Below are 22,313 nucleotides of genomic sequence, written 5' to 3'. Positions count from 1 at the left end.
GCGTGCCCCGCCAGAGGCCGAGCATCCGCGTCTTATTTGTTCGACCAAGGTAAGGCGTGGATGGCACGCCTTCGCGTGCCATGACGGTCCCTTCGAACTCCGCAGGCCCGCGCGAGCCATGACGCTAAACATGGGCCTCGCCTAATGCTCCTCCCCACACTCCGCAGGCTGGCCGAAATGATCTTCGTGATGCTGGGCATCAGCATCGTCGTGTTCCTCATCTTCTTCGCGACCCCCGGCGCCGATCCCGCCGCTCGCATCGCCGGCCGAAATGCGACACCCGAAATCCTCGCGCAGGTGCGGCACAGCTTCGGCCTCGACCGGCCTTTGCCGGTGCAATACGCGCTGGTCATGGAACGGCTTTTCGTCACCCGAGACCTCACCTCCTTCGTCAATCGCGGCCAGCGCGTGATACCGGCGGTGATCGAGGCAACCCCGGTCACACTCTCGCTGGTTCTCGGCGCCGCCGTGATCTGGGTGATTTTCGCCATCATCGTCGGCATGGTCGCGGCGGCGACGCGCGGCGGGATCACCGACCGAACGCTCATGTTCCTCGGCCTGGTAGGCGTCTCGATGCCGGTCTTCTGGGTCGGATCGGTGATGAACCTCGTCACCCAATCGCGCTTCCATAACACCTGGCTGTTCCATTGGGTTCCCGGCCTCGGCTATACGCCGCTGCTGCTGCATCCATGGGTGTGGTTCAAAAGCCTCGTGATTCCCTGGGTCACTTTGGCGATCCTTTATATCGGCCTCTACGGCCGCGTGCTGCGCGCCAATCTGGTCGAGGCCTATCAGGAAGACTTCATCCGCACCGCCCGCGCTAAAGGCCTATCGGAAACGCGCATCATGTTTCGCCATGCGCTGCGCACCTCGCTCATCACCTTTGTCTCGATGTTCGGCCTAGATTTTGGCGCGCTCGTCGGCGGTGGCGCATTGCTCACCGAGGTCGTCTTCGGCCTGCCCGGTGTCGGGCGGTTGACCTATGAGGCGCTGCAAAACCTAGATCTGCCATTCATCATGGCGACCGTGATGTATTCTTCGTTCTTCGTCGTCGTGGCGAATGCCATCGTCGATATCGCCTATGCCTGGCTCGACCCGCGCGTGCGCGATGCCCGCTGAACCTTCGGCCCCGGCCGAGACGCTGCTGGATGTCCGCAACCTCTCGGTGTCCTTCCGCTCGGAGAAGGGCGTCATCCGCATCATCGAGGATATTTCCTTCAGCGTCGGCGCGCGGGAAATCCTCAGCATCGTCGGCGAATCGGGCTCGGGCAAAAGCATCACCTCCCTCGCGGTGATGCGGCTTATCACCGATCCGAACGCGATCATCGAAGGCTCGATCATCTATAAGGGCCGCGACCTGCTAAAGCTCGATCCGCGCGAGATGCGAGACCTGCGCGGGCGGGACATCGCGATGATCTTCCAGGATCCGATGACGGCGATGACGCCCGTCTATACGATCGGCTGGCAGATCGAGGAGCAGATTCGCGCGCATCAGAAACTCTCGCGCCGCGCCGCGCGCGCCCGCGCGGTGGAGCTGCTGGGCGAGATGGGCATCCCCGCCCCGGCACGCGCCGCGACGCGCTATCCGCACCAGCTTTCGGGCGGCATGCGGCAGCGCGCGATGATCGCCATGGCGCTGTCCTGCAACCCGTCGCTCCTCATCGCCGACGAGCCGACCACGGCGCTGGATGTCACGGTGCAGGCGCAGATCCTCGAACTCATCCAGCGCCTGCGACGGGATTTCGGCAGCTCGGTAATTCTCATCACGCATGACATGGGCGTCGTCGGCACCATCTCGGACCGTGTCATGGTCATGTATGCGGGAACCGTGGTCGAACGCGGGCCGAAGCCCATGGTGCTCGCGCAGCCGAGCCATCCCTATACGCTCGGCCTGCTACGCTCGATCCCGCCGATGCATGGCGAGCGGCCCTTTCGCCTGCCTTCCATACCCGGCAGCCCGCCCGCACCCACCGCGCGCCCCGCCGGTTGCCCGTTCCAGCCGCGTTGCGACTTCCGGTTCGAGCCCTGCGGCAACCGCCCTCCGCTGTTCCGCCATGGCGCCCAGGAAGTCGCCTGCTTCCTCGCCGCCGACCATCTTCCGGACTGGGACCACGAACGGGCGATCCGCGCGCCGGGGGCCGCCGCATGAGCGGCACGCGGCCGACCATGCTGCATGCGGCGAGCGTCACGAAACGCTTCCGCGTCGGCAGCCGCTTCCGTACCGGCGGTGTGCAAATCGTGCATGCACTGACCGATGTTTCGCTCGATGTCTTTCCCGGTGAAACCGTGGGTCTTGTCGGGGAATCGGGCTGCGGCAAATCGACGCTCGGCCGCTGCCTGCTGCGGCTTTACAGCATCGATGACGGGCGCATCGCCTTTCAGGGCAAGGACATCACCAATCTCAGCCAGCGCGAGCTGCGTCCCTTGCGGGCCGAGATGCAGATGGTCTTCCAGGACCCCTATTCGTCCCTCAATCCGCGCCGCCGCGTGGGTGACCTCATCGCCGAACCGCTGCGGGTTCACGGCAAGCGCAGCGAGGCCGACGTGCAGAACCGCCTGCGCGAGCTGATGGAGCTGGTCAATCTCTCGCCCGACTTCCTGCAACGCTTCCCACATGAGTTTTCAGGCGGCCAGCGGCAGCGCATCGGCATCGCGCGCGCCATCGCGATGTCGCCGCGACTTGTGGTGGCCGACGAGCCGGTATCGGCGCTGGACGTTTCGGTGCAGGCGCAGATCGTCAACCTGTTCATGGACCTGCAGCAGAAGCTGGGCCTGACCTATGTCTTCATCGCGCATGACCTGAGCGTGGTGCGGCAGATCGCGACGCGAACGGCGGTGATGTATCTCGGCGGCATCGTGGAAATCGGCGATACCGACACGGTGCTGCACAGCCCCGCGCATCCCTATACGGCCGCCCTCATCTCGGCGGTGCCGGAGCCCGATCCGCACGGCAATATCCGCGCCCGCACCATCCTGCGCGGCGAGCCGCCCAGCCCGACCAATCCGCCCTCCGGCTGCCGCTTCCACACACGCTGCCCCATCGCGCAGGAACGCTGCGGCGTGGAAGTGCCTGTGCTGCGCCCGCTCGATCCTGGCCGGCGCGTCGCTTGCCATTTCCCGCTGCAAAGTGGCGAGGTCGCCGGTCATGGCTGACTTCATGGTGCCACAGCGCAAGCTGCATCTGCCATACGAGGCCGGCCCGTTCCGCATGGCGCTCGGCGTCACCGCGCTGCGTGAAGCCGACTGGATCGAGATCGATGATGCGGCCCTCGCCCAAATCGCGGAACGCCGGCGGCTGCTCGCCGAACATCGTTCTGAGGTCCTCGCCGCACTGCCGGGCACCGAACCGCTCTGCACCGAACTGCGCGCGCTGATCGAGGCGCATCTCCGCGCCCATCATCCGAGCTGGGTCGCGCCCGCCCAAGACGAGAATGACCATCCGCTCGCGGCAATCGGCCATCAGGTCGCCGAGGATTTCTGCCTGCTGGAGCCAGGACCGGAAGGGCCAAGGCTGGTCGCCGCCTTGCTCTGCTTTCCAAGCCGGTGGCGGCTCGCCGATAAGATTGGCCGGCCGATGCTCGCGATTCATAAGCCGGTGCCGACTTATGCGGAGACGCTCGGCAAACCGGTCGATCGCTTTCTGGGCGCGCTGAAGCCCGGGCGCCTCGCGGCCCGTCTCAACTGGTCTATCCACGAGGAGCCCACGCTCTTCCAGCCCGGCGGCCATGAGCGCGAGGACCACGACCCATCCATCACCGCCGAGAATGCCGGCGAAACGCTGTGGCTGAGAGTCGAGCGACAGACGTTCCGGCTTTTGCCTGTGCACCTCACCATCGTTTTCGGCATCCGCTCGCATGTCACGCCATTGAGCGACGTGACAGCGCTGCCGGGCGAGGCCGCGCGGCTGGCGGTGGCGGTGCGCGGCATTCCGCCCGAACTCGAACGCTACAAAAGCCTGCGGCCCTTTCGCGCCGCGCTGCTAGACTATCTCGATCGCCAAAGTGGGGCCGGTTCCAATGCGTAACGTGACTGTCGCCGCGACTCAGATGAAGGTGAGCTGGGATCTGCAGGCCAATCTCGACCGCGCAGAATCGCTTATCCGAGAGGCGCATAGCCGCGGCGCTGGTCTCGTACTCATCCAGGAATTATTCGCCGCGCCCTATTTCTGCCAGGACCAGGACGCGAGTTTCTTCGATCTGGCCGCGCCATTTGAGAACAACCCCATCATTACCCGCTTCGCCGGCTTGGCGGCCGAGCTTGGCGTTGTGCTGCCCATCAGTTTCTTCGAGCGCGCGGGCCAGGCCTTTTACAACAGCATCGCGATCATCGACGCCGATGGCCGTGTGCTCGGCCGCTATCGCAAGAGCCATATCCCCGATGCGCCGGGCTATACGGAGAAATACTACTTCTCGCCTGGCGATACCGGCTTCCGGGTCTGGGATACGCGAGTCGGATGTATCGGCGTCGGTATCTGCTGGGATCAGTGGTTTCCCGAAGCGGCGCGCGCGATGGCGTTGCAGGGCGCGGAGATTCTGCTCTATCCCACAGCCATCGGTTCCGAACCGTCGGATCCCACACTGGATTCCGCCGCGCATTGGCGGCGCGTCATGCAGGGCCATGCAGGGGCAAATCTCATGCCGCTCCTGGCCTCCAACCGCATCGGCACCGAGGACGGGCGGCGCGGCACCAGCATGACCTTCTACGGCACGTCCTTCATCGCCGGACCCACAGGCGAAGTCCTGGCCGAGGCAGGACGCGAGGACCAAACGGTGGCCACGGCAAGCTTCGATCTCGACGCCATTGCCGCCCAGCGCCGCGCCTGGGGGATCTTCCGCGACCGGCGGCCAGGCCTCTATGGCAGTCTCCTCACACTCGACGGCCAGGCCACCTCAACGACCTGACGCCTGCGCAACCGGAAGAAGGGAACCGCCAATGATCCAGCTCGTCGCAGTCCTGACCGCCCATCCTGGCAAACGGGACGCGCTGCTCGCGCGCTTCAAGCAGCTTTTGCCCGTGGTGCATGCCGAGGACGGCTGCATCGAGTATTTCCCAACGGTCGATCTCGACAGCTCGCCCGATAAATTCGGCTCGGACGCCATCGTCGTCATCGAGAAATGGGAAACCAAAGCCCAGCTCGATGCCCATGGCGTGGCGCCGCACATGAGTGCGTTTCGGGCGGACGTGAAAGAGATCCTGGCGAAGGCTGAGATCTTCATGCTTCGCGAAGTCTGAGTGGTAGATGGTCAGTCCGGCGTGTGATGATCCGGTATTGAACCGCGACCAGGAGATCCGTCATGGCATGCGCAGGCATGCCATCCACGCCTTGGCTTCGTGAAGCCAGAAAAGGCGTGGATGCTCGGCCTTCGCCGAGCATGACGCTGCGGCGTGAGCACGGTTCAGACCAGAGCAGCCCTCACCGCCGCCAGCGCCGCATCCGCCTGAGCGGCGTCGGGTCCACCGGATTGCGCGAGATCGGGCCGCCCGCCGCCGCCCTTGCCACCCACCGCCGCCGCAGCCGCCCGCGCCAGATCAACGGCGCTGAAGCGCGCCGTGAGGCCCGGCGCGACGCCCACCACGATGCTGACCTTGCCCTCGGCGGTGGACACCAGAGCGACCACACCGCCGCCCTCCATCTGCTTGCCGATGGCATCCGCGAGGCTTTTGAGATCGCGCGGCGGCACATCGCCCAGGTTGCGCGCCGAAAGCTTCACGTCCCCGATCTGCTCGACAGCGGATTCGCCGCCACCCGTCGCCAGCTTGCGCTGGGCTTCGGCGAGCTGGCGCTCCAATCGCCGGCGGTCCTCCAGGAGCGACGCGATGCGCGCGGGAAGCTCGGCGGGTGAAACCTTAAGCGCGGCCGCCGCCTCCTCCAAAACGCGATTCGTCTCGCGCAAGCTATCGAAGGCGCTGGCCCCAGCCACGGCTTCCAGACGGCGCACGCCGGCGGAAACTCCGGTCTCGCCGGTGATGCGGAACAGGCCGATATCGCCGGTGCGGCCGACATGCGTGCCGCCGCAAAGCTCGATCGAATAGGCGCGGCGATCAGCGTCGCCGTCACCCATCGCGACGACGCGAACCTCATCGCCGTATTTCTCCCCGAACAGCGCCATGGCACCTTCGGCCACCGCCTGATCCGGTGTCATGAGCCGGGTCGTCACCGCGCTATTCTCGCGGATCCGCTCATTAACCTCGGCCTCGACCACGGCAAGCTCGGCCGGCGTCACGGGCTTGGGGTGGCTGACATCGAAGCGCAGGCGGTCCGGCGCATTGAGACTGCCCTTCTGCGCGACGTGGGTGCCGAGATGACGGCGCAACGACTCATGCAGCAAATGCGTCGCCGAGTGATGCGCGCGGATGGCGCCGCGGCGGGTATGATCGACATCGGCCCGCACCGCTTGCCCAAGCCGCGCCACACCGCTCTCCACATGGCCAAGATGGACAAATAGGTCGCCGAGCTTCTTCTGCGTATCCGTGACGCGGATAACCAAACCGTCCGGCCCGCTGATAAGCCCTTGGTCGCCAACCTGGCCGCCGCTCTCGGCGTAAAATGGCGTCTGGTTGAGGATGACCGCGACCTCGTTCCCGGTCTGAGCCTGCTCGACAGGCGCGCCATCGACGACGATCGCCAGGATTTCGCCCTCGACGCTTTCGGTCGCATAGCCGAGAAACTCCGTGGCGCCGAGCCGTTCCTTCAGATCGAACCATACCCTGTCGGTCGCGGCATCGCCGGTGCCGGCCCAGGCAGCGCGGGCGCGGCGCCGCTGTTCGGTCATCGCCGTCTCGAACCCCGCCACATCCACCGTGCGGCCCTGCTCGCGCAGGGCATCCTGGGTGAGGTCGAGCGGAAAGCCGAAGGTGTCGTAAAGGCGGAATGCGACGTCCCCGGCCAAAGGCTGGCCCTCGCCGAGACGGCCGGTCACATCGGCCAGCAGATGCAGCCCGCGCTCGAGCAGAGTGCGGAAACGCGTCTCCTCCAGCCGCAATGTATCGGTCATCAGTGCCTGCGCGCGGCCCAGTTCCGGATAGGCCTGGCCCATCTGTCGGATCAGCGCCGGCACCAGGCGCGGCATGAGGGGTTCACCCGCGCCCATCTGATAGGCGTGCCGCATGGCCCGCCGCATGATCCGCCGCAGCACATAGCCGCGTCCCTCGTTGGAGGGCAGCACGCCATCGGCCATGAGGAAGCACGACGACCGAAGATGGTCTGCGACAACGCGGTGACTGGTCTTCTCGGGCCCGTCTGGATCGCGCCCGGTCGCTTCGGCGCTAGCCAGGATCAGGGCGCGCAGCGTGTCCGTATCATAGTTGTCATGCTTGCCCTGCAGGATGGCTGCGAACCGCTCCAGACCCATGCCGGTATCGATCGAGGGGCGAGGCAGCGGCGCGCGCGTGCCGGGCGGTCCCTCATCGTATTGCATGAATACGAGGTTCCAGATTTCGATGAAACGGTCGCCATCTTCATCCGCGCTACCGGGCGGCCCGCCCGGAATGGAGGCGCCGTGATCGTAGAAGATCTCGCTGCAGGGGCCGCAGGGGCCTGTATCGCCCATGCGCCAGAAATTGTCGGAGGTCGCTATGCGGATGATGCGGCTGTCCGGGAGGCCTGCGATCTTGCGCCAGAAAATCGCCGCTTCTTCGTCCTCGCTGTAGACCGTGACCAGCAGCTTATCAGCCGGCAGCCCGAAATCCTTGGTGACGAGGTTCCAGGCGTGCGCGATCGCCTGCTCCTTGAAATAGTCGCCGAAAGAGAAATTCCCCAGCATTTCGAAGAAGGTATGGTGGCGCGCGGTATAGCCGACATTGTCGAGGTCATTATGCTTGCCCCCAGCGCGGACGCATTTCTGCGCGGTCGTGGCGCGGCTATAGGGTCGCCTCTCCTGTCCAGTGAAGACGTTCTTGAACTGGACCATGCCGCTATTCGTGAAAAGCAAAGTCGGGTCATTGCGCGGAACGAGTGGGGAGCTCTCCACCACGGCATGACCATTCCGGGCGAAATAATCGAGGAAGGTGGCACGGATATCATTGCTGCTGGTGGACATGGCGCGCTGGACCAGTTTGAGGAGGGAGTGCCGCACCTAGCGCAGGCGCTGCCCGGAGTCACGCAGCGGGGGCGCAACGGACGCGCGCGCAAGGTAGAAGCTGTTATTACCTTATGCGCCTAGAGCATCGCTATAACGGAAGCGTGTTCACAACGCGGTGCTGCACCGCAAAAAACTTCTTGCAAACCGCCATCATAATTTCTAGATTGTGCATCGCAGCAACGGCGGTCCATGATCGTATTGCTGCTTTCTTGGACGTTTCCTCCCTAAACTTGGCGGTGCTTCGGCACCGCCTTTTTTTTGGTCCGCAGTCCATATAGGTGGCGTGACGCTCCTGCCCAGCCCATTCCCCGGCCCGCCGCTCTTTGTTGGTAGCGAGATCTATCGCCACTCGACTTATGGGGCGGGCCATCCGCTCGCGGTACCGCGGGTCTCGACCTGCATCGACCTCTGCCGCGCCCTCGGCTGGCTGCCCAAGGAGCGCTACCGCGAGGCGCCGACCGCCACGGAAGCGCAACTGCTCCGCTTCCACGACCCGGGCTACCTCGCGGCGCTGCGCCGCGCAGAATCGGCGGCAGCGGGCGATGGCGTCATCACAATGGAGGACAGCGCGCGCTATCGCATCGGAGCGGAGGGCAACCCGGTTTATCGCGAAATCTTTGCCCGCCCCGCGACTTCCGCAGGCGGCGTGCTCCTCGCCACTCAGCTCACCGCCGCGGGCGGAATCGTCCATGTGCCTGGCGGCGGCACGCATCACGGCCGGGCGGATCGCGCCTCGGGCTTCTGCTACCTCAACGATTGCGTGCTCGGGCTGATGTCCTGGCTCGACCAGGGGCTCACCCGGCTTCTCTATCTCGACCTCGATGCCCATCACGGTGACGGCGTGCAGGACGCCATGGCGGGCGACGAGCGGGTAATGACGGTCAGCGTGCATGAGGCCGGGCGCTGGCCGCATACTGGCCTCGCCGAAGACCGGGGCGGCGGCAATGCCCGCAACCTGCCGGTGCCGCCCGGATATAATGACAGCGAGGCGCGGTATCTGCTGCACAACGCCATGCTGCCGCTGATCGAGCGTTACCGCCCGCAGGCTGTCATGATGCAATGCGGTGCCGATGCGCTGGAGGAAGACCCCCTCGCCCGCCTCTCGCTCTCCAACAACGCCTATTGGGAGGCCGTGACGGCCATCGCGCCGCTCGCTCCCCGCCTCATCCTGCTCGGCGGCGGCGGCTATAACCCCTATACGGTCGCGCGCTGCTGGGCCGGCATCTGGGGCACGCTCTGTGGCTTCGAGATACCGCCTCGCCTGCCGGAGGAAGCGGAGACAATTCTCCGCCGCCTGGTCTACAACCGCGCGGCCGGCCGCAACCCGCCGGATCACTGGTTCACCACGCTGCGCGACGCGCCGCGCGAGGGCCCGGTACGCGACGAAATCCGGGCGCTCGCCCGACAGACGCTGACGGAGAACGGATGATGCGCCTTCGCCACCTTACCCTCGGCCTTGCCTGCGCCGGTTTCCTCGCCGCTCTGGCGCCGCCGGCGATGGCCCAGGACGACAATATCACCGCCGCCCAGCCAACTCTCCCGAAGCAGCCACTCTCGATCGTGAGCGATGGCGGTAAGACGCATCAGTTCCAGGTCGAGATGGCGATGACCCCGCAGCAGCAGGAAGTCGGCCTGATGTTCCGCCACGGGGTGGCGTCCGATAGCGGCATGCTCTTCGTCTTCCCGGCGGCGCAGGAGGGTCAGTTCTGGATGAAGAACACCCTGGTGCCGCTCGACATGGTCTTCATCAACGCCGACGGCACGATCCGCAGTATCTCGGAGAACACCGTGCCGCTTAGCCTGGCGGTCGATGACAGCGGCGGCCCGGTGCTGGCGGTGCTGGAGCTTCAGGGCGGCCTGACCGCGAAGGAGAACATCGGGGTCGGCGACAAGGTGGTGGCGGCGGCCTTCCACGACACCAAGTAGCGGTCATGGCTACTACCCGGCAGTAACACCCCGCGCTATAGAACCGCCGGGCGGGGCGTGGCGCAGCCTGGTAGCGCGCGTGTTTTGGGTACACGAGGCCGCCGGTTCGAGTCCGGCCGCCCCGACCATCGGCCAGGATCACGGGGCGGGAGCAGAGGAACGATCATGCGCGCACGCATCTACCAGCACCCGAAATCCGCGATGCAGTCCGGCCGCAGTGCACTCCATGGCTGGGTTCTGGAGTGGTATCAGGCCGAGCCGAAGCGTGCCGACCCTTTGATGGGCTGGATCGGCAGCGGCGACATGCAGCAGCAGATCACGCTCACCTTCCCCACACGGGAGGAGGCGGTCGCCTATGCCGAGGCGCGCAAACTGCCTTACGATGTCGAGATCACGCATAGCCGCGTGGTGAAGCCCAAGGCCTATGCCGATAATTTCCGGACGGACCGGGCCGAGAACTGGACCCACTGAAACGCCTGCGCCGCGCCCTTAGCTCAGTCGGATAGAGCAACAGCCTTCTAAGCTGTGGGTCGGTGGTTCGAATCCACCAGGGCGCGCCAATCTAAGACTTGCGGGCTACTGCCAGGCCACCAATCGAGTGACAACTTAGACATTCATTGCACCCAGCGCTCCGGCCGAGCGCACGGCGACTCTATCGAGCGTTCACGAGGGCTCGCTGCTCCTCCCGATGCGAGCCGATCGGCGCGCGCATTGAGAAGCTTGCGTCTACCCGTTCAAAATCGCCCGGCTTCCAGGTCTTGTCGAACCAAGGCTCTAGTGGGTCGTAGAGGCGTAGCAGCGGGTGCCACCCTTTGCCACTCCGCTTCGTCTCGCGATCTATCCAGATCTGGCCCTGCTGAACTTGGCAATGCTCGTTGCCGCCATGCGCAACAAAGGCCTCACATCCGTCCAGACTCCGCTTTGCGGGCAACGAAGCCTGGACGGCACGTGGCGCACCGAGCGCCTTCACCCGTGATGAGGAACGGCGTCAGAAAGCGCCGGCGGAGGGCGGGTAGACGCGCTTGATGGTCGCCTGGGCCTCCGGGCTGTCGATGGTGTCTTTGGTCACCAGCGGCTCCGCGAGTGGGATATCCTTGGTTGTCGGCTTACCCGTCAGCGCGTTGAACACCTGGGTCGTCGCATCAATGCCCTGGCCGCCAGCCTCCTGCAGGAACAGGCCCTGGATCACGCCGTCGCGCAGCAGCTTGATGGTGGTCGGGCTGCCGTCGGCGGTCGCGACCGTGATCTTGCCGACTAGGCCACGCGTCTGCAGCGCCTTGGCGGCGCCCGTCGCGGCTTCGTCATACATGCCGTAGATACCCTTGATGTCCGGATGCGCGGTCAGCAGGTCATTGGCCTGATCCACCGCCTCGCGCACGGTCAGCCCGTGGGTTTGAAGTACCTGCACCAGATCGCAGCCGTCGGCGGCGAAGGCTTCCTTGGCGCCCCTCAGGTATTTCTGCGCATTCTCGCGATCCTGCGGCAGAGAGAGCATGCCGATCTTATTGCCGCCCAGCGCCTTGGCAGCCTTGCAGACGAAACTGCCCTCGGCCTTGCCGGTCTCGTAGTTATTCGCGGTGACGGCCGAGGTATAGTCGGTCGAGCCAGGCTGCGGCCCGATGCCGGTGAAGGCGATCGGCACGTTCTTCGACTTGAGCAAGCGCAGGATCGGCGGCGTGCTGCTGGAACTGACCGGACCCATGACAATCGCATCGACGCCGCGGGTAAGCGCGGTGCGCACGTTATTCATTTGCGTGCCAGGCGAGTTCTCAGACGTGAACTCTACATAATTCATGCCGAGCTTCGCGGCCTGGGTCTTCGCGCCGTAAGCCACCCACTGCCAATAGGAAATGTCGAGCGAAGGCGCGATATAGGCAACAGTCAGCTTCTTATCCGCGGCGCTGGCCGGATGAGCCGCGACGGTCGCGAGGCCGATGACCGCGCAGGCAGCGGCGAGCAGGTAGCGGAGGCCTGGTTGACGAGGCATTTTGGGTTCCTTCCCTGGAGATACGCGGCGCCTTCTAGCGCCTTGCCTTGCTGACACGGTCGATCAGGACCGCGACGAGAATGACGAGGCCCGTGACTGAGCCTTGCCAGAAACTATTGATGCCGATCAGGTTCACGCCGTTCTGGATGACCGTGATCATGAGCGCGCCGAGCAGCGCGCCAAAAGCCGAGCCGGTACCACCGAACAGGCTCGCGCCGCCGATGACGACCGCGGCGATGGCCTGCAGCATCATCGCCTCGCCCGCCGTGCCCTCCGCATTGCTGATGTAAGAGACGCTGAGCACGCTGGCGAAAGATGCGCAAAGGCCCGAGACGACATAGACCGAGAAACGAATGCGGTGGACGGGAATGCCGAGGAGGCGGGCGGCGTTCGTGCTACTGCCGATCGCATAGACCCAGCGCCCGGCGACGACGCGGCGCAACACGAACTCAGTGACGATGACCAGGACGACGCAGAATAATACGAAATTTGGCACGCCGGGTATCAGGGTTCCGCCATTCAGCAGGTAGTAGTTCTGGTCGTTGATCGGCAGCGAATGCCCGTTGGTCACGATGAAGGCGAGGCTGGCCGCGACCGCGTAGGTGATGAGCGTCACCACAAAAGGCGCCAAGCCCACGAAGGTCACGAGAAAACCGTTGATGCCGCCGAACACGACGCCCACCAGCAGGCCGAGGATCGTGCTGAGCACCGAATTGTAGCCGCTATTCATCGCGAGGCCGGTGACCATGCCGGTCAGCGAGAAGATGGAGCCGACCGAGAGATCGATGCCGCCTGTAATCACCACCAACAGCACGCCAACCGCCATGATGATCAGCGGCGCGGAAGCCTGCGCGATATCCGAGATATTGCCGAAGGTCAGCGCATTGGGCACCAGAATGCCCAGGGCCAGTTCGAGCACCACGATCGCCACAGCGATCGCGATCTCGGTGCGGTAGGACGAGAAAATTCGCATCATGCCGCCATTCCTGTCGCTTCAGCGAGCCGCTCTTCGGTAATCTCGGCGCCATGCAACAACTGGGTCGCGCGGCCGTCCGGGCCGAAGCCCAGAACCGTATCGCAAAGCTCGACGAGTTCGGTCTGCTCCGTGGACCACCAGACGATAGTTGTGCCGGCCTGCGCCATGACGCGAATGAGGGCGTAAATGTCCCGCTTGGTGCCGATGTCAACGCCGCGCGTTGGCTCCTCCAGCACCAGCATGCGCGGTTGAAGCTGCAGCCAGCGCGCGATGATGAGCTTCTGCTGCGTGCCACCGCTGAGCGAGGAAGGCAGCGCCCAATAGGAAGATGCCTTGATACTCAGTGCCGAAAGCAGCGATCTCGCCTGCGCCGCTTCCTTGCCGGAGACCAGCACGCGCCGCTCCACGATACGACGGGAGGCGAGCATATTGTCGATGATGGGCAATGCTGACAGCATGCCGCGATTGGCACGGTCGCCCGACACGAACCCCACCTTGTCGCGCACCGCTTCGCGCGGCGAGCGATAGCCTTGCGGATGGTCGCCTATGCGGATGACCACACCCGGCAACGGGGCGGCACCAATGAGAAGATCGATGAGCGCCTGCGGCCCGGCCGGTGCGCCCGCCAAGCCGAGGATAGCTCCGCCACCGACCTCGACCGGAAAGCCGAGCCCCTCGATCTTGAGGCGCGGCGCGTCCACATGGGCGGCGGAAACCGCCGCGGGTAACTCGCCGCCGACTGGCGTTTCGGTCAGTGCCGAGGCTTGGCCCATGAGTTCGACGATGTCGGCGTCGGTCAGTTCCGTCACCGGCTTGCGATGCACCGCCGCGACGCCATCGCGAATAATGGTGCAAACATCGGCGACTTGGCGGATTTCCCGCATGCGATGGGAAACGAAGACCACACCGATCTCGGTCTCGCTCACCAGCCGGCGCAGCACGGCAAAGAGCCGCTGCGCCTCGCCGGCGGTCAGATTGGTGGTCGGCTCGTCGAGCAGCAACAGGCGCGCGCCGGATTTCAGCGCGCGGGCGATTTCCACCATTTGCTGCTCATGCAGCGACAGGTCGCCGACCAGGCGATGCGCGGCGTGTTCAGCAAAGTCGCGGTCGATGAGGGCAAGGGCGGACAATGCCGTGCGGTCGGCGGCCCGCCTGTCGAACAGCGCGAGGCCGCGATGGTAATGGGGCAGCTCGATATTCTCGGCCACCGTGAGATGCGGCAGCACGGCGAGTTCCTGGTGCACGATGGCGAGGCCGCGCGCGCGGGCGGCGGCGCCCTGCGGCTCATCGACGCTGTGCCCGTCGAAGTTCAGCGTGCCGCCGTCTCGGTTAACGACATCGGCGACGATCTTGAGCAGCGTGGATTTCCCAGCGCCGTTGCCGCCGAGGAAGGCGTGCACCTCGCCGGGCGCCACCGCGAAATCCATGCCCCGCAGCACATGCGTCGGGCCATAGCTTTTCGTGATGCCGCGTGCGTCGAGGAGGAAACCTTTGTCGGCCATGGCGGTCAGAGCCAGCCCTTGATGCTGGCGCGCATGGCTTCCGCCGAGATGCCATAGCGGTCATGCAGCGTCGGCAGGGCGCCCGCGTCGAGAAACTCATCCGGCAGACCGATCTGGCGGAAGGCACAGTGGATGCCCTCACGCATCAACACGCCCGCCACAGCTTCGCCCAATCCGCCGATCACCGAATGGTTTTCGGCGACGATGACAAGCCGGCCGCTGCGCCGTGCCTCTCGGGTGATGCTCGCGACATCCAGCGGCTTGATGGTGGGCGAATGCAGCACGGCGAGGGAAACGCCATCCGCCTCCAGCAGCTTCGCGGTTTCGAGCGCACGCATCGTCATGAAACCCGACGAGACGATCAGCGCGTCGCCGCCATCGCGCAGCAAAGCCGCCTGGCCGAGCTTGAACTCATAATCGTATTCGTCGAGCACGAGTGGCACCTGGCCGCGCAACAGCCGAAGATAGACCGGGCCATCATGCGCCGCGATGGCGGGCACGATTTGCTCGATATCGAGCGCATCGCAGGGATCGATGATGGTGAGGTTCGGCATGGCGCGGAAGATCGCGATATCGTCGGTCGCCTGGTGACTTGGGCCATAGCCTGTCGTCAGACCGGGCAGAGCACAGGCGATCTTGACGTTGAGCTTCTCCTCGGCGATCGCCATGCAGATGAAATCATGCGCGCGGCGGGAGGCGAAGACCGCATATGTGGTAGCGAAGGGCATGAAACCCTCACGTGCCATGCCGGATGCAGCGCCCATCAGCAACTGTTCGGCCATCCCCATCTGGTAGTAACGGTCGGGATGCGCCTGCCCAAAGATGTGCAGGTCAGTGTATTTGCCGAGATCCGCCGTCATTCCGACGACTTCCGGCCGCGTCTCTGCGAGTTTCGCCAGCGCATGACCGAAAGGCGCGGGTTTAGTCCGCTGCCCTTCGGCGGCCAGCGAGGCGATCATTGCCGAGGTCTTGAGCCGCGCTTTTTGCGGTGGTGACGACTGGCTCATGCGGGCCTCGTGGCATCAAGAATTGCGAGGGCTTCGGTCCACTCCGCGGGCTCGACGCGCAGGAAGTGATTGCGGTCGCGCGCTTCCAGAAAGGGCACACCACGCGCCATCTTGGTATCGCAAATGATGACGCGCGGCTTGGGATCGGAAAGGTTCCGCGCAGTCTCGAAGGCAGCGACCAGAGCTGGAATATCGTTGCCATTCACACGCTGCACATGCCAACCAAAAGCGCCCCACTTGTCCGCCAGAGGCTCGAAGTTCAGCATTGCGGTCGAGGGTCCGTCGGCCTGCTGATTGTTGACATCGACCAGCGCAATAAGATTGTCGAGCTTCCAGTGGCCGGCGGACATCGCGGCCTCCCAGGTCGCACCTTCATCGACTTCGCCGTCCGACAGCAGGTTATAGATGAACGCGGGGTTCTTCTTGCGCTTCAGGCCAAGCGCCATGCCGACCGCGATGCTCAAGCCTTGCCCAAGCGAGCCGCCGGTGATCTCCATGCCGGGCGTATAGGAGGCCATGCCCGACATCGGTAGCCGGCTGTCATCCGATCCGTAACTCTCCAATTCGTCGCGCGGCAGGATGCCGGCCTCGATGAGGGCGGCGTAGAGCGCGATGGCGTAATGGCCGATGGAGAGCAGGAAACGGTCGCGCTGTTCCCAATGCGGGTCTTCCGCGCGATAGGTCATGCCGTGGAAATACGCCACCGCCAGCACGTCCGAAATGCCGAGGGCCTGGGCGATATAGCCCTGGCCTTGCACTTCGCCCATCAGCACCGCATTGCGCCGGATCGACCAGGCGCGCGCGGCGAGGCTCGGCGCGTTGCGGAGATGATCCTCAACCATGGATCAGCATTCCGCCATTCACGTCGATGGTGGCACCGGTGATGTAGGAGGAAAGATCGGAGGCGAGAAACAGGAAGGCTCCGGCGACGTCATCGGCCACGCCAAGGCGGTTGAGCGGCACGCCCCGCGCGATTTCCTCCTTCATCTCCGCGGTCAGCTTGCCGCCCGTGATGTCGGTCTGGATCAGGCCGGGGGTCACGCAATTCGACCGGATTCCATCAATGCCGAATTCCCGCGCCATATTCTTGGCAAGACCAAGCACCCCGGCCTTGGAAGCCGAATAGTGCGGGCCACCAAAGATGCCGCCGCCCCGCTGCGCCGAAACGGAAGACGTGAACATGATCGAGCCTTGCTTGCGCTCTCGCATATGGGGAATGAAGGCCTGGCTGAGATAGAGAACGCCGCGCAGGTTCACATCCAAAACCGCGTCGTAATCGGCGGGTTTGATTTCGAGGAGTTTCAGCGGCTGGCTGATGCCGGCGTTGTTGACAAGAATATCGACCTGTCCGAGGTCGGCGATGACCTGTGTGGCCACCTTGTGGCACTGGTCGAGATTGACGACATTGCAGACATAGCCGCGATGCTCCGGGCCGATGCTGTTCGCCACTTCGCTCGGCTTGGCGCCTTCGAGATCGAGGATGACAACGCGGGCGCCGTGCTGCGCGAAGAGCTTGGCAGTGGCGAGGCCGATGCCCCGGGGACCGGCGGCGCCCGAAATGACGGCGACCTTATTCGCGAGCAGCATCCGATTTTCCTCCCTGCGGTAGTCCGCTTGAGGGAGCCATGCCTAATATACCCCCTTACAAACAAGCGCGAAGTTTGCACCCAAGGGTGAATCAGGCTCATCATTGGCTATGCGCGCTCTTCCCCTTTCCGCGATGAGGGCCTTCGAGGCGGCGGCCCGCACCGGCTCTTTCCGCGCCGCCGCGGTTTCCCTGTCGCTGACACCCAGCGCGGTCAGCCATGCCATCCGCGGACTGGAGCGACAGATCGGCGCGCCGCTTTTCGCGCGGGATGGCCGTTCCGTGCGGCTGACAGTCGAGGGCGAAACGCTCATGACGCATGTGGAGCGCGGCTTCGGCGAACTGCGTCACGGACTTCTCAGTGTTTCGACGCGCGGTCCCACACTGCTGCGCTTACACTGCGCCCCGAGCTTTGCAGCGCAGTGGCTGGTGCCGCGCCTGCCACAGCTACTCGGGCGGCGAGGCGGCCTGGAACTACGTCTTGCGGCTGGTACCGACTACACGCGCTTCGTCGCCGACGAGTTCGATGCCGATATCGTCTATGGCGCGCCGGAGCCGAAAGCCTACGGCCCGCGCGGGCATGAGGGCATCGTCATCCTTCCGCTCATCGAGGAAACCGTAACGCCGCTTTGCTGCCCGGCGATGGCGCCACGCATTACCTCGGTCGCCGCCTTGCTCGACCATCCCTTGATCGAGAGCGACAATAAGAAGATCCGCTGGGATGCCTGGTTCAAGGCCAATGGCATGGTGGCGCCCGCGCCGCACGGACCGCGCTTCGATCGCAGCTTCTTTTCGCTCAGCGCGGCGGCTGACGGCTTGGGCGTCGCGCTGGAATCGACACTGCTCGCGGAGCGGGAATTGCTTTCGGGGCGTCTTGTCCGGCCGCTCCTCGGGCGCTGCCAGGACGTGACCTATATCGGCCACCACCTGGTCTTTCCGCGAGGCTTGTCGCATAGCCGGGGTTTACGGCTATTTCTCGATTGGCTGCTGGCCGAGCTCGGACTGCCCGGCCGCGCCCTGCCATAGCGGGCGATGTCGTTGCCGGGGCGCGTATCGTCTCGTCACCAAATGCTCGTGCCGCCGTCGATCGTGAGAGTGCTGCCCGTCGCGAAGCCGGAACGCCGCGAGGCGAGCCACAAAATCGCCTCCGCGACTTCATCCGGCTTGCCCATGCGGCCCATCAGCGCGCGGCCGTCTAGCTCCGCGCGCAACGCCTCGGGATCTGCTGCCTGCGCGAACATCTTGTCGAAATAGGGCGACGAGATCGTTCCCGGCGCCACGCAATTGACGCGGATGTTTTGCTTCGCGTGATCGATCGCCATCGCCCGCGTCAAAGCGCCGATGCCGCCCTTGGACGCGACATAAGCCGCGCGATCCGCGATCGCCGAGGTCGCCGTGTACGAACCGGTGTTGACGATGCTGCCGCCACCGTGCCGCGCCATCACCGGAATCACATATTTGGCGCAGAGGAAAATGCCCTTGAGGTTGACCGAGATCAGCCGGTCCCAGTCTGCCTCCTCGATCGTTTCCACAGTCCCTCTGAAGCCGAAACCCGCGTTATTGACCAGCACATCGATGCGCCCGAAGGCCGCGACAGCGGCCGCGACCATCGCCTGAACCTCGGCCGCCTTGCTGACATCCACGCCGACACCGATCGCGCCGCCGCCAAGTTCCCGCGCGGCGGCGATGGCGCCCGCTTCATTGATATCCGCGATGACGAGCTTCGAGCCCTCTTGCGCGAACAATGTCGCGGTCGAGAGACCAATGCCGCTGGCCCCACCAGTGATGATGGCGACCTTGTCCTGAACCATGCCGAACGCACTCATATCGATTTCCCCCGGGAAGACCGTGTGTTCCCGTGAGGAACCACGCCGCAGGGCAGCCGCTCGGCGCAGGACCTGTCAAGACAGTGCGCCCGGCATATCAGTTTCCTGTCGATGCGGCGACGATATGAGCCCCGAGCAACACGCCGCACCGACCCACCTGCCCGAAGCCTTAACGGCGGGCGGCGACCAAGGCGAACATGGCACCTTGAGGATCGATACAATGGAGGATCCACATGCCGCCCGGCACCTCCACTGGTCCATTGAGAACTCGGCCGCCGGCGACCTCCACACGGCCCGCCGCCTCCGTGGTGCCCTCGACATTGAAGTAAAACAGCCAGAAGGGATGGGGAACCGCGTCCTGCTTGGTCATCATGCCGCCGATCGGCTCCGCGCCTCGCGCGAAAAGCTGATAGACGCCCATCGGCCCCATATCCATCGCCTCGCCCTTGTTCCATCCGAACAGGCCGGAATAGAAGGCGAAAGCCGATTCCCAGTCCGCGGCATGCAGCTCGCGCCAGCCACCATGGCCCGGCGTCCCAAGGGGGGCGGAGGGCACAGGCTGATTCAACAAACTCTTGAATAAAACGAAAACCGCGCCTTGCGGATCGGCCACGACCGCGAAACGGCCGACCTCGGGAATATCCTCTGGCGAGCGATGGATCTTGCCGCCCGCCTTGGCCAGCATGGCGGCTCGGCCATCGACGTCATCGACTGCGATATAGCCGATCCAGCCAGGACCCGCGCCCATCTCGCGCGCGGCATCGGGCAGGTCCATTACCCCGCCGACCGGAATCTCCCCGGCCGTGAGAAGGGTGTATCGAAACTCGGGCCTGCTGGCGTCCTGAACACCCCAGCCGATCACGCTGCGGTAAAATTCCTCAGCCGCGTCGGCATCCGTCGTCATCAGCTCGTACCAGACGAACTGTCCCATTGCGTCGGCCATTTCCTGTCTCCCAGGCTTGGTTTTTGCGGTCGCTTACGCTTCGGCGCGCGACAAACGCTCGATCAGCGCCATCGCGGCAGCTGGGGCCTTCGGCTTGAAGCCGTTGATCATGTAGATGAAGACATCGCGTCCCGCGGCCTGATTTTTTTGGGACGGACCGACCGTTTCGAGGTCCGCTGGCGCTCCCCCAGCCGCCCAGGCACGGCCACGCGCGGCCCAACTGTCCAACATGTTGAGCGGATAGCCGACGGTTTCCGACTCCGCGGCGGCCTGCAGCCGGGCATAGACGAAGGGTGCGGTCACATCAGGGATCTGCGGAAAGTCCGCCTTGTCCGTGCAGACCGTGGCGACCTCGTATTCCCGCAACAGCGCGATGAAAGCCGGCACGCGGAAACTCGCATGCCGCACCTCGACCACGTGGCGCAACTTCACGCCTGCGATGCTTTTCGGCAGCAAGGCGAGGAAAGCGGCGAAATCCTCCGCATTGAACTGCTTGGTGGGGAGGAACTGCCAATTGATCGGGCCGAGCTTCTCACGCAGTTCCATGACGCCGCTCGTGAAGAATCGCTCGATCGATGGCGCGGCCTCGGCGAGCTTGCGTCGGTTGGTGGTGAAGCGCGGACCCTTGACGGAGAAAACGAAGCCCTCCGGGGTCTCATCCCGCCATTTCGCGAAGCTCTCCGGCTTCTGCGAGCCGTAATAGGTGCCGTTGATCTCGATCGTGGTGAGGTGGGAGGCGGCGTATTCCAGCTCTCGCCGTTGCGCCAAACCCTCGGGATAGAAGACGCCGCGCCATGGCTCGAAGGTCCAGCCTCCAACGCCGACCCGGATGGCGCCCGCTTTCGCGGTCTCCGCCCTCTTAGCCATGACTCGCCTCCGTATGGCCGTAGAGAGCCTCCGGGGAGACCTCCAGCGCGACAATTTCGGCAAGTCCGTCCGGCGTCGCGGCGCGGTAGAAGCAGCTTCGACGCCCGGTATGGCAGGCGACGCCCGTTTGATCCACGCGCAGAAGCAGCGCATCGCCGTCGCAGTCGATCCGCAGCTCCACGAGGCGCTGCACCTGTCCGGACTGCTCGCCCTTGCGCCACAGCCGGTTGCGGCTACGGCTGAAATAGCAGACCCGCCCGGTCGCCAGGGTCTCGGCCACGGACTCGCGATTCATCCAGGCCATCATGAGGACCTCGCCGGTATCGTGCTGCTGCGCGATAGCGGGCACCAAGCCGGCGGCATCGAAAGCGATGGCAGCCAGCACGGTTTCGGACCTGGTCATCCCCGCATCGTGGCTTCGCGGAGCTGACGGAAGCCACGCTCCAGATCCGCGATCAGATCAGCGGGATCTTCCAGCCCAACATGCAGCCGCATGATCTCGCCGCCGAAATCGCCGGTTCCGGCGGAGCGGCGGATCGTCTCGGTGGTCGGCAGCACCAGGCTCTCGAACCCCCCCCAGGATGCGCCGATGCCGAATAACTCGAGGCTATCGATCATCGCGTGCATCGCGTGCAGGCTGTATTCGGGCTTCAGCACCAGCCCAAAGAGACTTGGGGCACCGGAGAAGTCCCGCTCCCAAATTTCATGGCCCGGCGAACCCGGCAAAGCCGGATGCAGAATACGCAGCACCTCGGGCCGCTGCTCCAGCCAGCGCGCCACGAGGAGGCCGGATTGCATCTGGCGGGACAGCCTTACGCCGAGGCTCCGGATGCCTCGCAGCGCCAGCCAGCAGTCATCGGGGCTCGCATATTGGCCGAGCGACGTGGCGGCGTCCCGCAGCCTGATCCAATCCTCTGGCGTCGCGACGGTCACGGCCCCCAGGATAATGTCGGAATGGCCGCCGGCATATTTCGTCAGCGCCTGGATCGAGACATCGACGCCGTGGGTGAAGGGCTGGAAGAAATGGATGCCCCAGGTGTTGTCCAGCAGCACCTTGGCACCGTGGCGATGCGCCACCTCCGCCAGGGCCGGAACGTCCTGCACCTCGAAAGTATGGCTGCCCGGACTCTCGGTGAAGACCACCCGAGTGGTCGGCCGCATCAGCTCATCGAGCCCCGCCGCCGAGATCATGGGGTCGTAATAGGTAGTCTCCACGCCAAAGCCGGCGAGTATGCCGCCGCAGAAGCGCCGCGTCGGGCCGTAAACGCTATCCGGCACCAGAATATGCTGGCCAGCCTTCACGAAGGCGAGCAGCGCGGTGGTGACCGCTGCCAGGCCCGAGGAAACGACCTGGCAACGCGTACCGCCTTCAATCTCCGCGACCGCGTCTTCCAGAGCGAAATGGGTCGGCGTGCCGTGAGTGCCGTAGACGACGGCCTGCTCGTAACGCGCCGTCTCCACGCCGCGCATATGGGCGAGATCCGGGTGCAGAACGGTGGATCCGCGAACCACCGCGGGATTGACGAAGCCGTAGCCGCGGGTGGAGGTTCGACCGACCTGCGTCATCCGTGTGGAAGGTTGAAGCTCCCGTCTCGGCGAATGGTCTTCGGGCG

The 22,313-nt window shown here is 64.8% G+C and carries 22 protein-coding genes and 2 tRNA genes; 12 read left to right on the top strand and 12 right to left on the bottom strand.

Going from position 1 to position 22,313, the window contains the following annotated elements; all coding sequences use genetic code 11:
- Positions 1-144 precede the first annotated feature (144 nt).
- The 6 genes from GSQ83_RS23175 to GSQ83_RS23150 are packed head-to-tail and all read left to right on the top strand — an operon-like array spanning position 145 to position 5,232.
- Positions 145-1,119, top strand: a complete 975-nt coding sequence (locus tag GSQ83_RS23175) for an ABC transporter permease (RefSeq protein WP_158805227.1) — start codon at positions 145-147, stop codon at positions 1,117-1,119.
- Positions 1,109-2,149 carry an ABC transporter ATP-binding protein gene (locus GSQ83_RS23170; protein WP_158805226.1) on the top strand — a complete coding sequence of 347 codons (1,041 nt, stop codon included), beginning with the start codon at positions 1,109-1,111 and terminating at the stop codon, positions 2,147-2,149. The genes GSQ83_RS23175 and GSQ83_RS23170 overlap by 11 nt, the downstream gene beginning before the upstream one ends.
- On the top strand, positions 2,146-3,153 hold the full coding sequence (locus tag GSQ83_RS23165; protein ID WP_158805225.1) for an ABC transporter ATP-binding protein: 1,008 nt from the start codon (positions 2,146-2,148) through the stop codon (positions 3,151-3,153). Before GSQ83_RS23170 ends, GSQ83_RS23165 begins: the two co-directional genes overlap by 4 nt.
- On the top strand, positions 3,146-4,024 hold the full coding sequence (locus GSQ83_RS23160; RefSeq protein ID WP_254065857.1) for a DUF3445 domain-containing protein: 879 nt from the start codon (positions 3,146-3,148) through the stop codon (positions 4,022-4,024). The genes GSQ83_RS23165 and GSQ83_RS23160 overlap by 8 nt, the downstream gene beginning before the upstream one ends.
- Entirely contained in the window at positions 4,017-4,901 is an 885-nt protein-coding gene (gene aguB / locus GSQ83_RS23155) for an N-carbamoylputrescine amidase (RefSeq protein ID WP_158805224.1), read from the top strand. Before GSQ83_RS23160 ends, aguB begins: the two co-directional genes overlap by 8 nt.
- A 31-nt stretch (positions 4,902-4,932) precedes the next feature.
- A complete protein-coding gene (locus tag GSQ83_RS23150) occupies positions 4,933-5,232 on the top strand; it encodes a putative quinol monooxygenase (protein ID WP_158805223.1) in 300 nt (99 codons plus the stop codon).
- Between the two features lie 164 nt (positions 5,233-5,396).
- On the opposite strand, the gene alaS is transcribed toward GSQ83_RS23150, so the two are convergent.
- Positions 5,397-8,039, bottom strand: a complete 2,643-nt coding sequence (alaS, locus tag GSQ83_RS23145; protein ID WP_158805222.1) for an alanine--tRNA ligase — start codon at positions 8,037-8,039, stop codon at positions 5,397-5,399.
- Between the two features lie 325 nt (positions 8,040-8,364).
- Here alaS and GSQ83_RS23140 point away from each other — a divergent pair, with 325 nt between their 5' ends.
- From GSQ83_RS23140 to GSQ83_RS23120, 5 genes are all read left to right on the top strand, one after another.
- Positions 8,365-9,510: an acetoin utilization protein AcuC gene (locus GSQ83_RS23140; protein ID WP_174246723.1), complete on the top strand. Its 1,146-nt coding sequence runs from the start codon at positions 8,365-8,367 to the stop codon at positions 9,508-9,510.
- On the top strand, positions 9,507-10,007 hold the full coding sequence (locus GSQ83_RS23135; protein ID WP_254065856.1) for a DUF192 domain-containing protein: 501 nt from the start codon (positions 9,507-9,509) through the stop codon (positions 10,005-10,007). Before GSQ83_RS23140 ends, GSQ83_RS23135 begins: the two co-directional genes overlap by 4 nt.
- A 51-nt stretch (positions 10,008-10,058) precedes the next feature.
- Positions 10,059-10,135, top strand: a tRNA-Pro gene (locus tag GSQ83_RS23130).
- A gap of 37 nt (positions 10,136-10,172) precedes the next feature.
- Positions 10,173-10,478, top strand: a complete 306-nt coding sequence (locus GSQ83_RS23125) for an ETC complex I subunit (RefSeq protein ID WP_158805221.1) — start codon at positions 10,173-10,175, stop codon at positions 10,476-10,478.
- 12 nt (positions 10,479-10,490) lie between these two features.
- Positions 10,491-10,567 (top strand) — tRNA-Arg (locus GSQ83_RS23120).
- Between the two features lie 428 nt (positions 10,568-10,995).
- Here the strand turns inward: GSQ83_RS23120 and GSQ83_RS23110 are convergent.
- The 6 genes from GSQ83_RS23110 to GSQ83_RS23085 are packed head-to-tail and all read right to left on the bottom strand — an operon-like array spanning position 10,996 to position 17,066.
- Positions 10,996-11,994 carry a substrate-binding domain-containing protein gene (locus GSQ83_RS23110; protein ID WP_158805219.1) on the bottom strand — a complete coding sequence of 333 codons (999 nt, stop codon included), beginning with the start codon at positions 11,992-11,994 and terminating at the stop codon, positions 10,996-10,998.
- A 34-nt stretch (positions 11,995-12,028) separates the two neighbouring features.
- On the bottom strand, positions 12,029-12,970 hold the full coding sequence (locus GSQ83_RS23105) for an ABC transporter permease (RefSeq protein WP_158805218.1): 942 nt from the start codon (positions 12,968-12,970) through the stop codon (positions 12,029-12,031).
- On the bottom strand, positions 12,967-14,472 hold the full coding sequence (locus GSQ83_RS23100; RefSeq protein ID WP_158805217.1) for an ATP-binding cassette domain-containing protein: 1,506 nt from the start codon (positions 14,470-14,472) through the stop codon (positions 12,967-12,969). The genes GSQ83_RS23105 and GSQ83_RS23100 overlap by 4 nt, the downstream gene beginning before the upstream one ends.
- Before the next feature lie 5 nt (positions 14,473-14,477).
- Entirely contained in the window at positions 14,478-15,479 is a 1,002-nt protein-coding gene (locus GSQ83_RS23095; RefSeq protein WP_158805216.1) for a transketolase family protein, read from the bottom strand.
- A complete protein-coding gene (locus GSQ83_RS23090; protein WP_158805215.1) occupies positions 15,476-16,321 on the bottom strand; it encodes a transketolase in 846 nt (281 codons plus the stop codon). Before GSQ83_RS23090 ends, GSQ83_RS23095 begins: the two co-directional genes overlap by 4 nt.
- Positions 16,314-17,066, bottom strand: a complete 753-nt coding sequence (locus GSQ83_RS23085; protein ID WP_158805214.1) for an SDR family NAD(P)-dependent oxidoreductase — start codon at positions 17,064-17,066, stop codon at positions 16,314-16,316. Before GSQ83_RS23085 ends, GSQ83_RS23090 begins: the two co-directional genes overlap by 8 nt.
- 109 nt (positions 17,067-17,175) lie before the next feature.
- On the opposite strand from GSQ83_RS23085, the gene GSQ83_RS23080 reads away from it, so the two are divergent.
- Entirely contained in the window at positions 17,176-18,090 is a 915-nt protein-coding gene (locus GSQ83_RS23080) for a LysR substrate-binding domain-containing protein (RefSeq protein ID WP_158805213.1), read from the top strand.
- 35 nt (positions 18,091-18,125) lie between these two features.
- Here the strand turns inward: GSQ83_RS23080 and GSQ83_RS23075 are convergent, their stop codons facing one another.
- The 5 genes from GSQ83_RS23075 to metC form a co-directional block, all read right to left on the bottom strand.
- Positions 18,126-18,890, bottom strand: a complete 765-nt coding sequence (locus tag GSQ83_RS23075) for an SDR family oxidoreductase (RefSeq protein WP_158805212.1) — start codon at positions 18,888-18,890, stop codon at positions 18,126-18,128.
- Positions 18,891-19,059: 169 nt separating this feature from the next.
- Complete coding sequence (locus GSQ83_RS23070; protein WP_158805211.1) at positions 19,060-19,833, bottom strand: VOC family protein; 774 nt, start codon at positions 19,831-19,833, stop codon at positions 19,060-19,062.
- A 33-nt stretch (positions 19,834-19,866) separates the two neighbouring features.
- On the bottom strand, positions 19,867-20,700 hold the full coding sequence (locus GSQ83_RS23065) for a DUF72 domain-containing protein (protein ID WP_158805210.1): 834 nt from the start codon (positions 20,698-20,700) through the stop codon (positions 19,867-19,869).
- Complete coding sequence (hisI, locus tag GSQ83_RS23060; protein ID WP_158805209.1) at positions 20,693-21,103, bottom strand: phosphoribosyl-AMP cyclohydrolase; 411 nt, start codon at positions 21,101-21,103, stop codon at positions 20,693-20,695. Before hisI ends, GSQ83_RS23065 begins: the two co-directional genes overlap by 8 nt.
- Positions 21,100-22,266, bottom strand: a complete 1,167-nt coding sequence (gene metC / locus GSQ83_RS23055; RefSeq protein WP_158805208.1) for a cystathionine beta-lyase — start codon at positions 22,264-22,266, stop codon at positions 21,100-21,102. The genes hisI and metC overlap by 4 nt, the downstream gene beginning before the upstream one ends.
- Between the last annotated feature and the right edge of the window lie 47 nt (positions 22,267-22,313).

Origin of the sequence: Acidisoma sp. L85 (genome assembly GCF_009765865.1) — a bacterium.
Lineage (GTDB): Bacteria > Pseudomonadota > Alphaproteobacteria > Acetobacterales > Acetobacteraceae > Acidisoma.
The sequence above is the reverse complement of the archived record's forward strand: the minus strand, read 5'-3'. Positions and strand labels throughout refer to the sequence as shown.

Bases quoted from the DNA above. Each gene is read 5' to 3' on its own strand.
- GSQ83_RS23100 (WP_158805217.1), bottom strand. From the start codon at position 14,472: ATGGCCGACAAAGGTTTCCTCCTCGACGCACGCGGCATCACGAAAAGC.
- GSQ83_RS23070 (WP_158805211.1), bottom strand. From the start codon at position 19,833: ATGGCCGACGCAATGGGACAGTTCGTCTGGTACGAGCTGATGACGACG.
- GSQ83_RS23065 (WP_158805210.1), bottom strand. From the start codon at position 20,700: ATGGCTAAGAGGGCGGAGACCGCGAAAGCGGGCGCCATCCGGGTCGGC.
- GSQ83_RS23075 (WP_158805212.1), bottom strand. From the start codon at position 18,890: ATGAGTGCGTTCGGCATGGTTCAGGACAAGGTCGCCATCATCACTGGT.
- GSQ83_RS23105 (WP_158805218.1), bottom strand. From the start codon at position 12,970: ATGATGCGAATTTTCTCGTCCTACCGCACCGAGATCGCGATCGCTGTG.
- aguB (WP_158805224.1), top strand. From the start codon at position 4,017: ATGCGTAACGTGACTGTCGCCGCGACTCAGATGAAGGTGAGCTGGGAT.
- GSQ83_RS23125 (WP_158805221.1), top strand. From the start codon at position 10,173: ATGCGCGCACGCATCTACCAGCACCCGAAATCCGCGATGCAGTCCGGC.
- GSQ83_RS23095 (WP_158805216.1), bottom strand. From the start codon at position 15,479: ATGAGCCAGTCGTCACCACCGCAAAAAGCGCGGCTCAAGACCTCGGCA.
- GSQ83_RS23135 (WP_254065856.1), top strand. From the start codon at position 9,507: ATGATGCGCCTTCGCCACCTTACCCTCGGCCTTGCCTGCGCCGGTTTC.
- GSQ83_RS23170 (WP_158805226.1), top strand. From the start codon at position 1,109: ATGCCCGCTGAACCTTCGGCCCCGGCCGAGACGCTGCTGGATGTCCGC.
- hisI (WP_158805209.1), bottom strand. From the start codon at position 21,103: ATGACCAGGTCCGAAACCGTGCTGGCTGCCATCGCTTTCGATGCCGCC.
- GSQ83_RS23160 (WP_254065857.1), top strand. From the start codon at position 3,146: ATGGCTGACTTCATGGTGCCACAGCGCAAGCTGCATCTGCCATACGAG.
- GSQ83_RS23165 (WP_158805225.1), top strand. From the start codon at position 2,146: ATGAGCGGCACGCGGCCGACCATGCTGCATGCGGCGAGCGTCACGAAA.
- GSQ83_RS23090 (WP_158805215.1), bottom strand. From the start codon at position 16,321: ATGGTTGAGGATCATCTCCGCAACGCGCCGAGCCTCGCCGCGCGCGCC.
- GSQ83_RS23110 (WP_158805219.1), bottom strand. From the start codon at position 11,994: ATGCCTCGTCAACCAGGCCTCCGCTACCTGCTCGCCGCTGCCTGCGCG.
- metC (WP_158805208.1), bottom strand. From the start codon at position 22,266: ATGACGCAGGTCGGTCGAACCTCCACCCGCGGCTACGGCTTCGTCAAT.
- GSQ83_RS23080 (WP_158805213.1), top strand. From the start codon at position 17,176: ATGCGCGCTCTTCCCCTTTCCGCGATGAGGGCCTTCGAGGCGGCGGCC.
- GSQ83_RS23150 (WP_158805223.1), top strand. From the start codon at position 4,933: ATGATCCAGCTCGTCGCAGTCCTGACCGCCCATCCTGGCAAACGGGAC.
- alaS (WP_158805222.1), bottom strand. From the start codon at position 8,039: ATGTCCACCAGCAGCAATGATATCCGTGCCACCTTCCTCGATTATTTC.
- GSQ83_RS23175 (WP_158805227.1), top strand. From the start codon at position 145: ATGCTCCTCCCCACACTCCGCAGGCTGGCCGAAATGATCTTCGTGATG.
- GSQ83_RS23085 (WP_158805214.1), bottom strand. From the start codon at position 17,066: ATGCTGCTCGCGAATAAGGTCGCCGTCATTTCGGGCGCCGCCGGTCCC.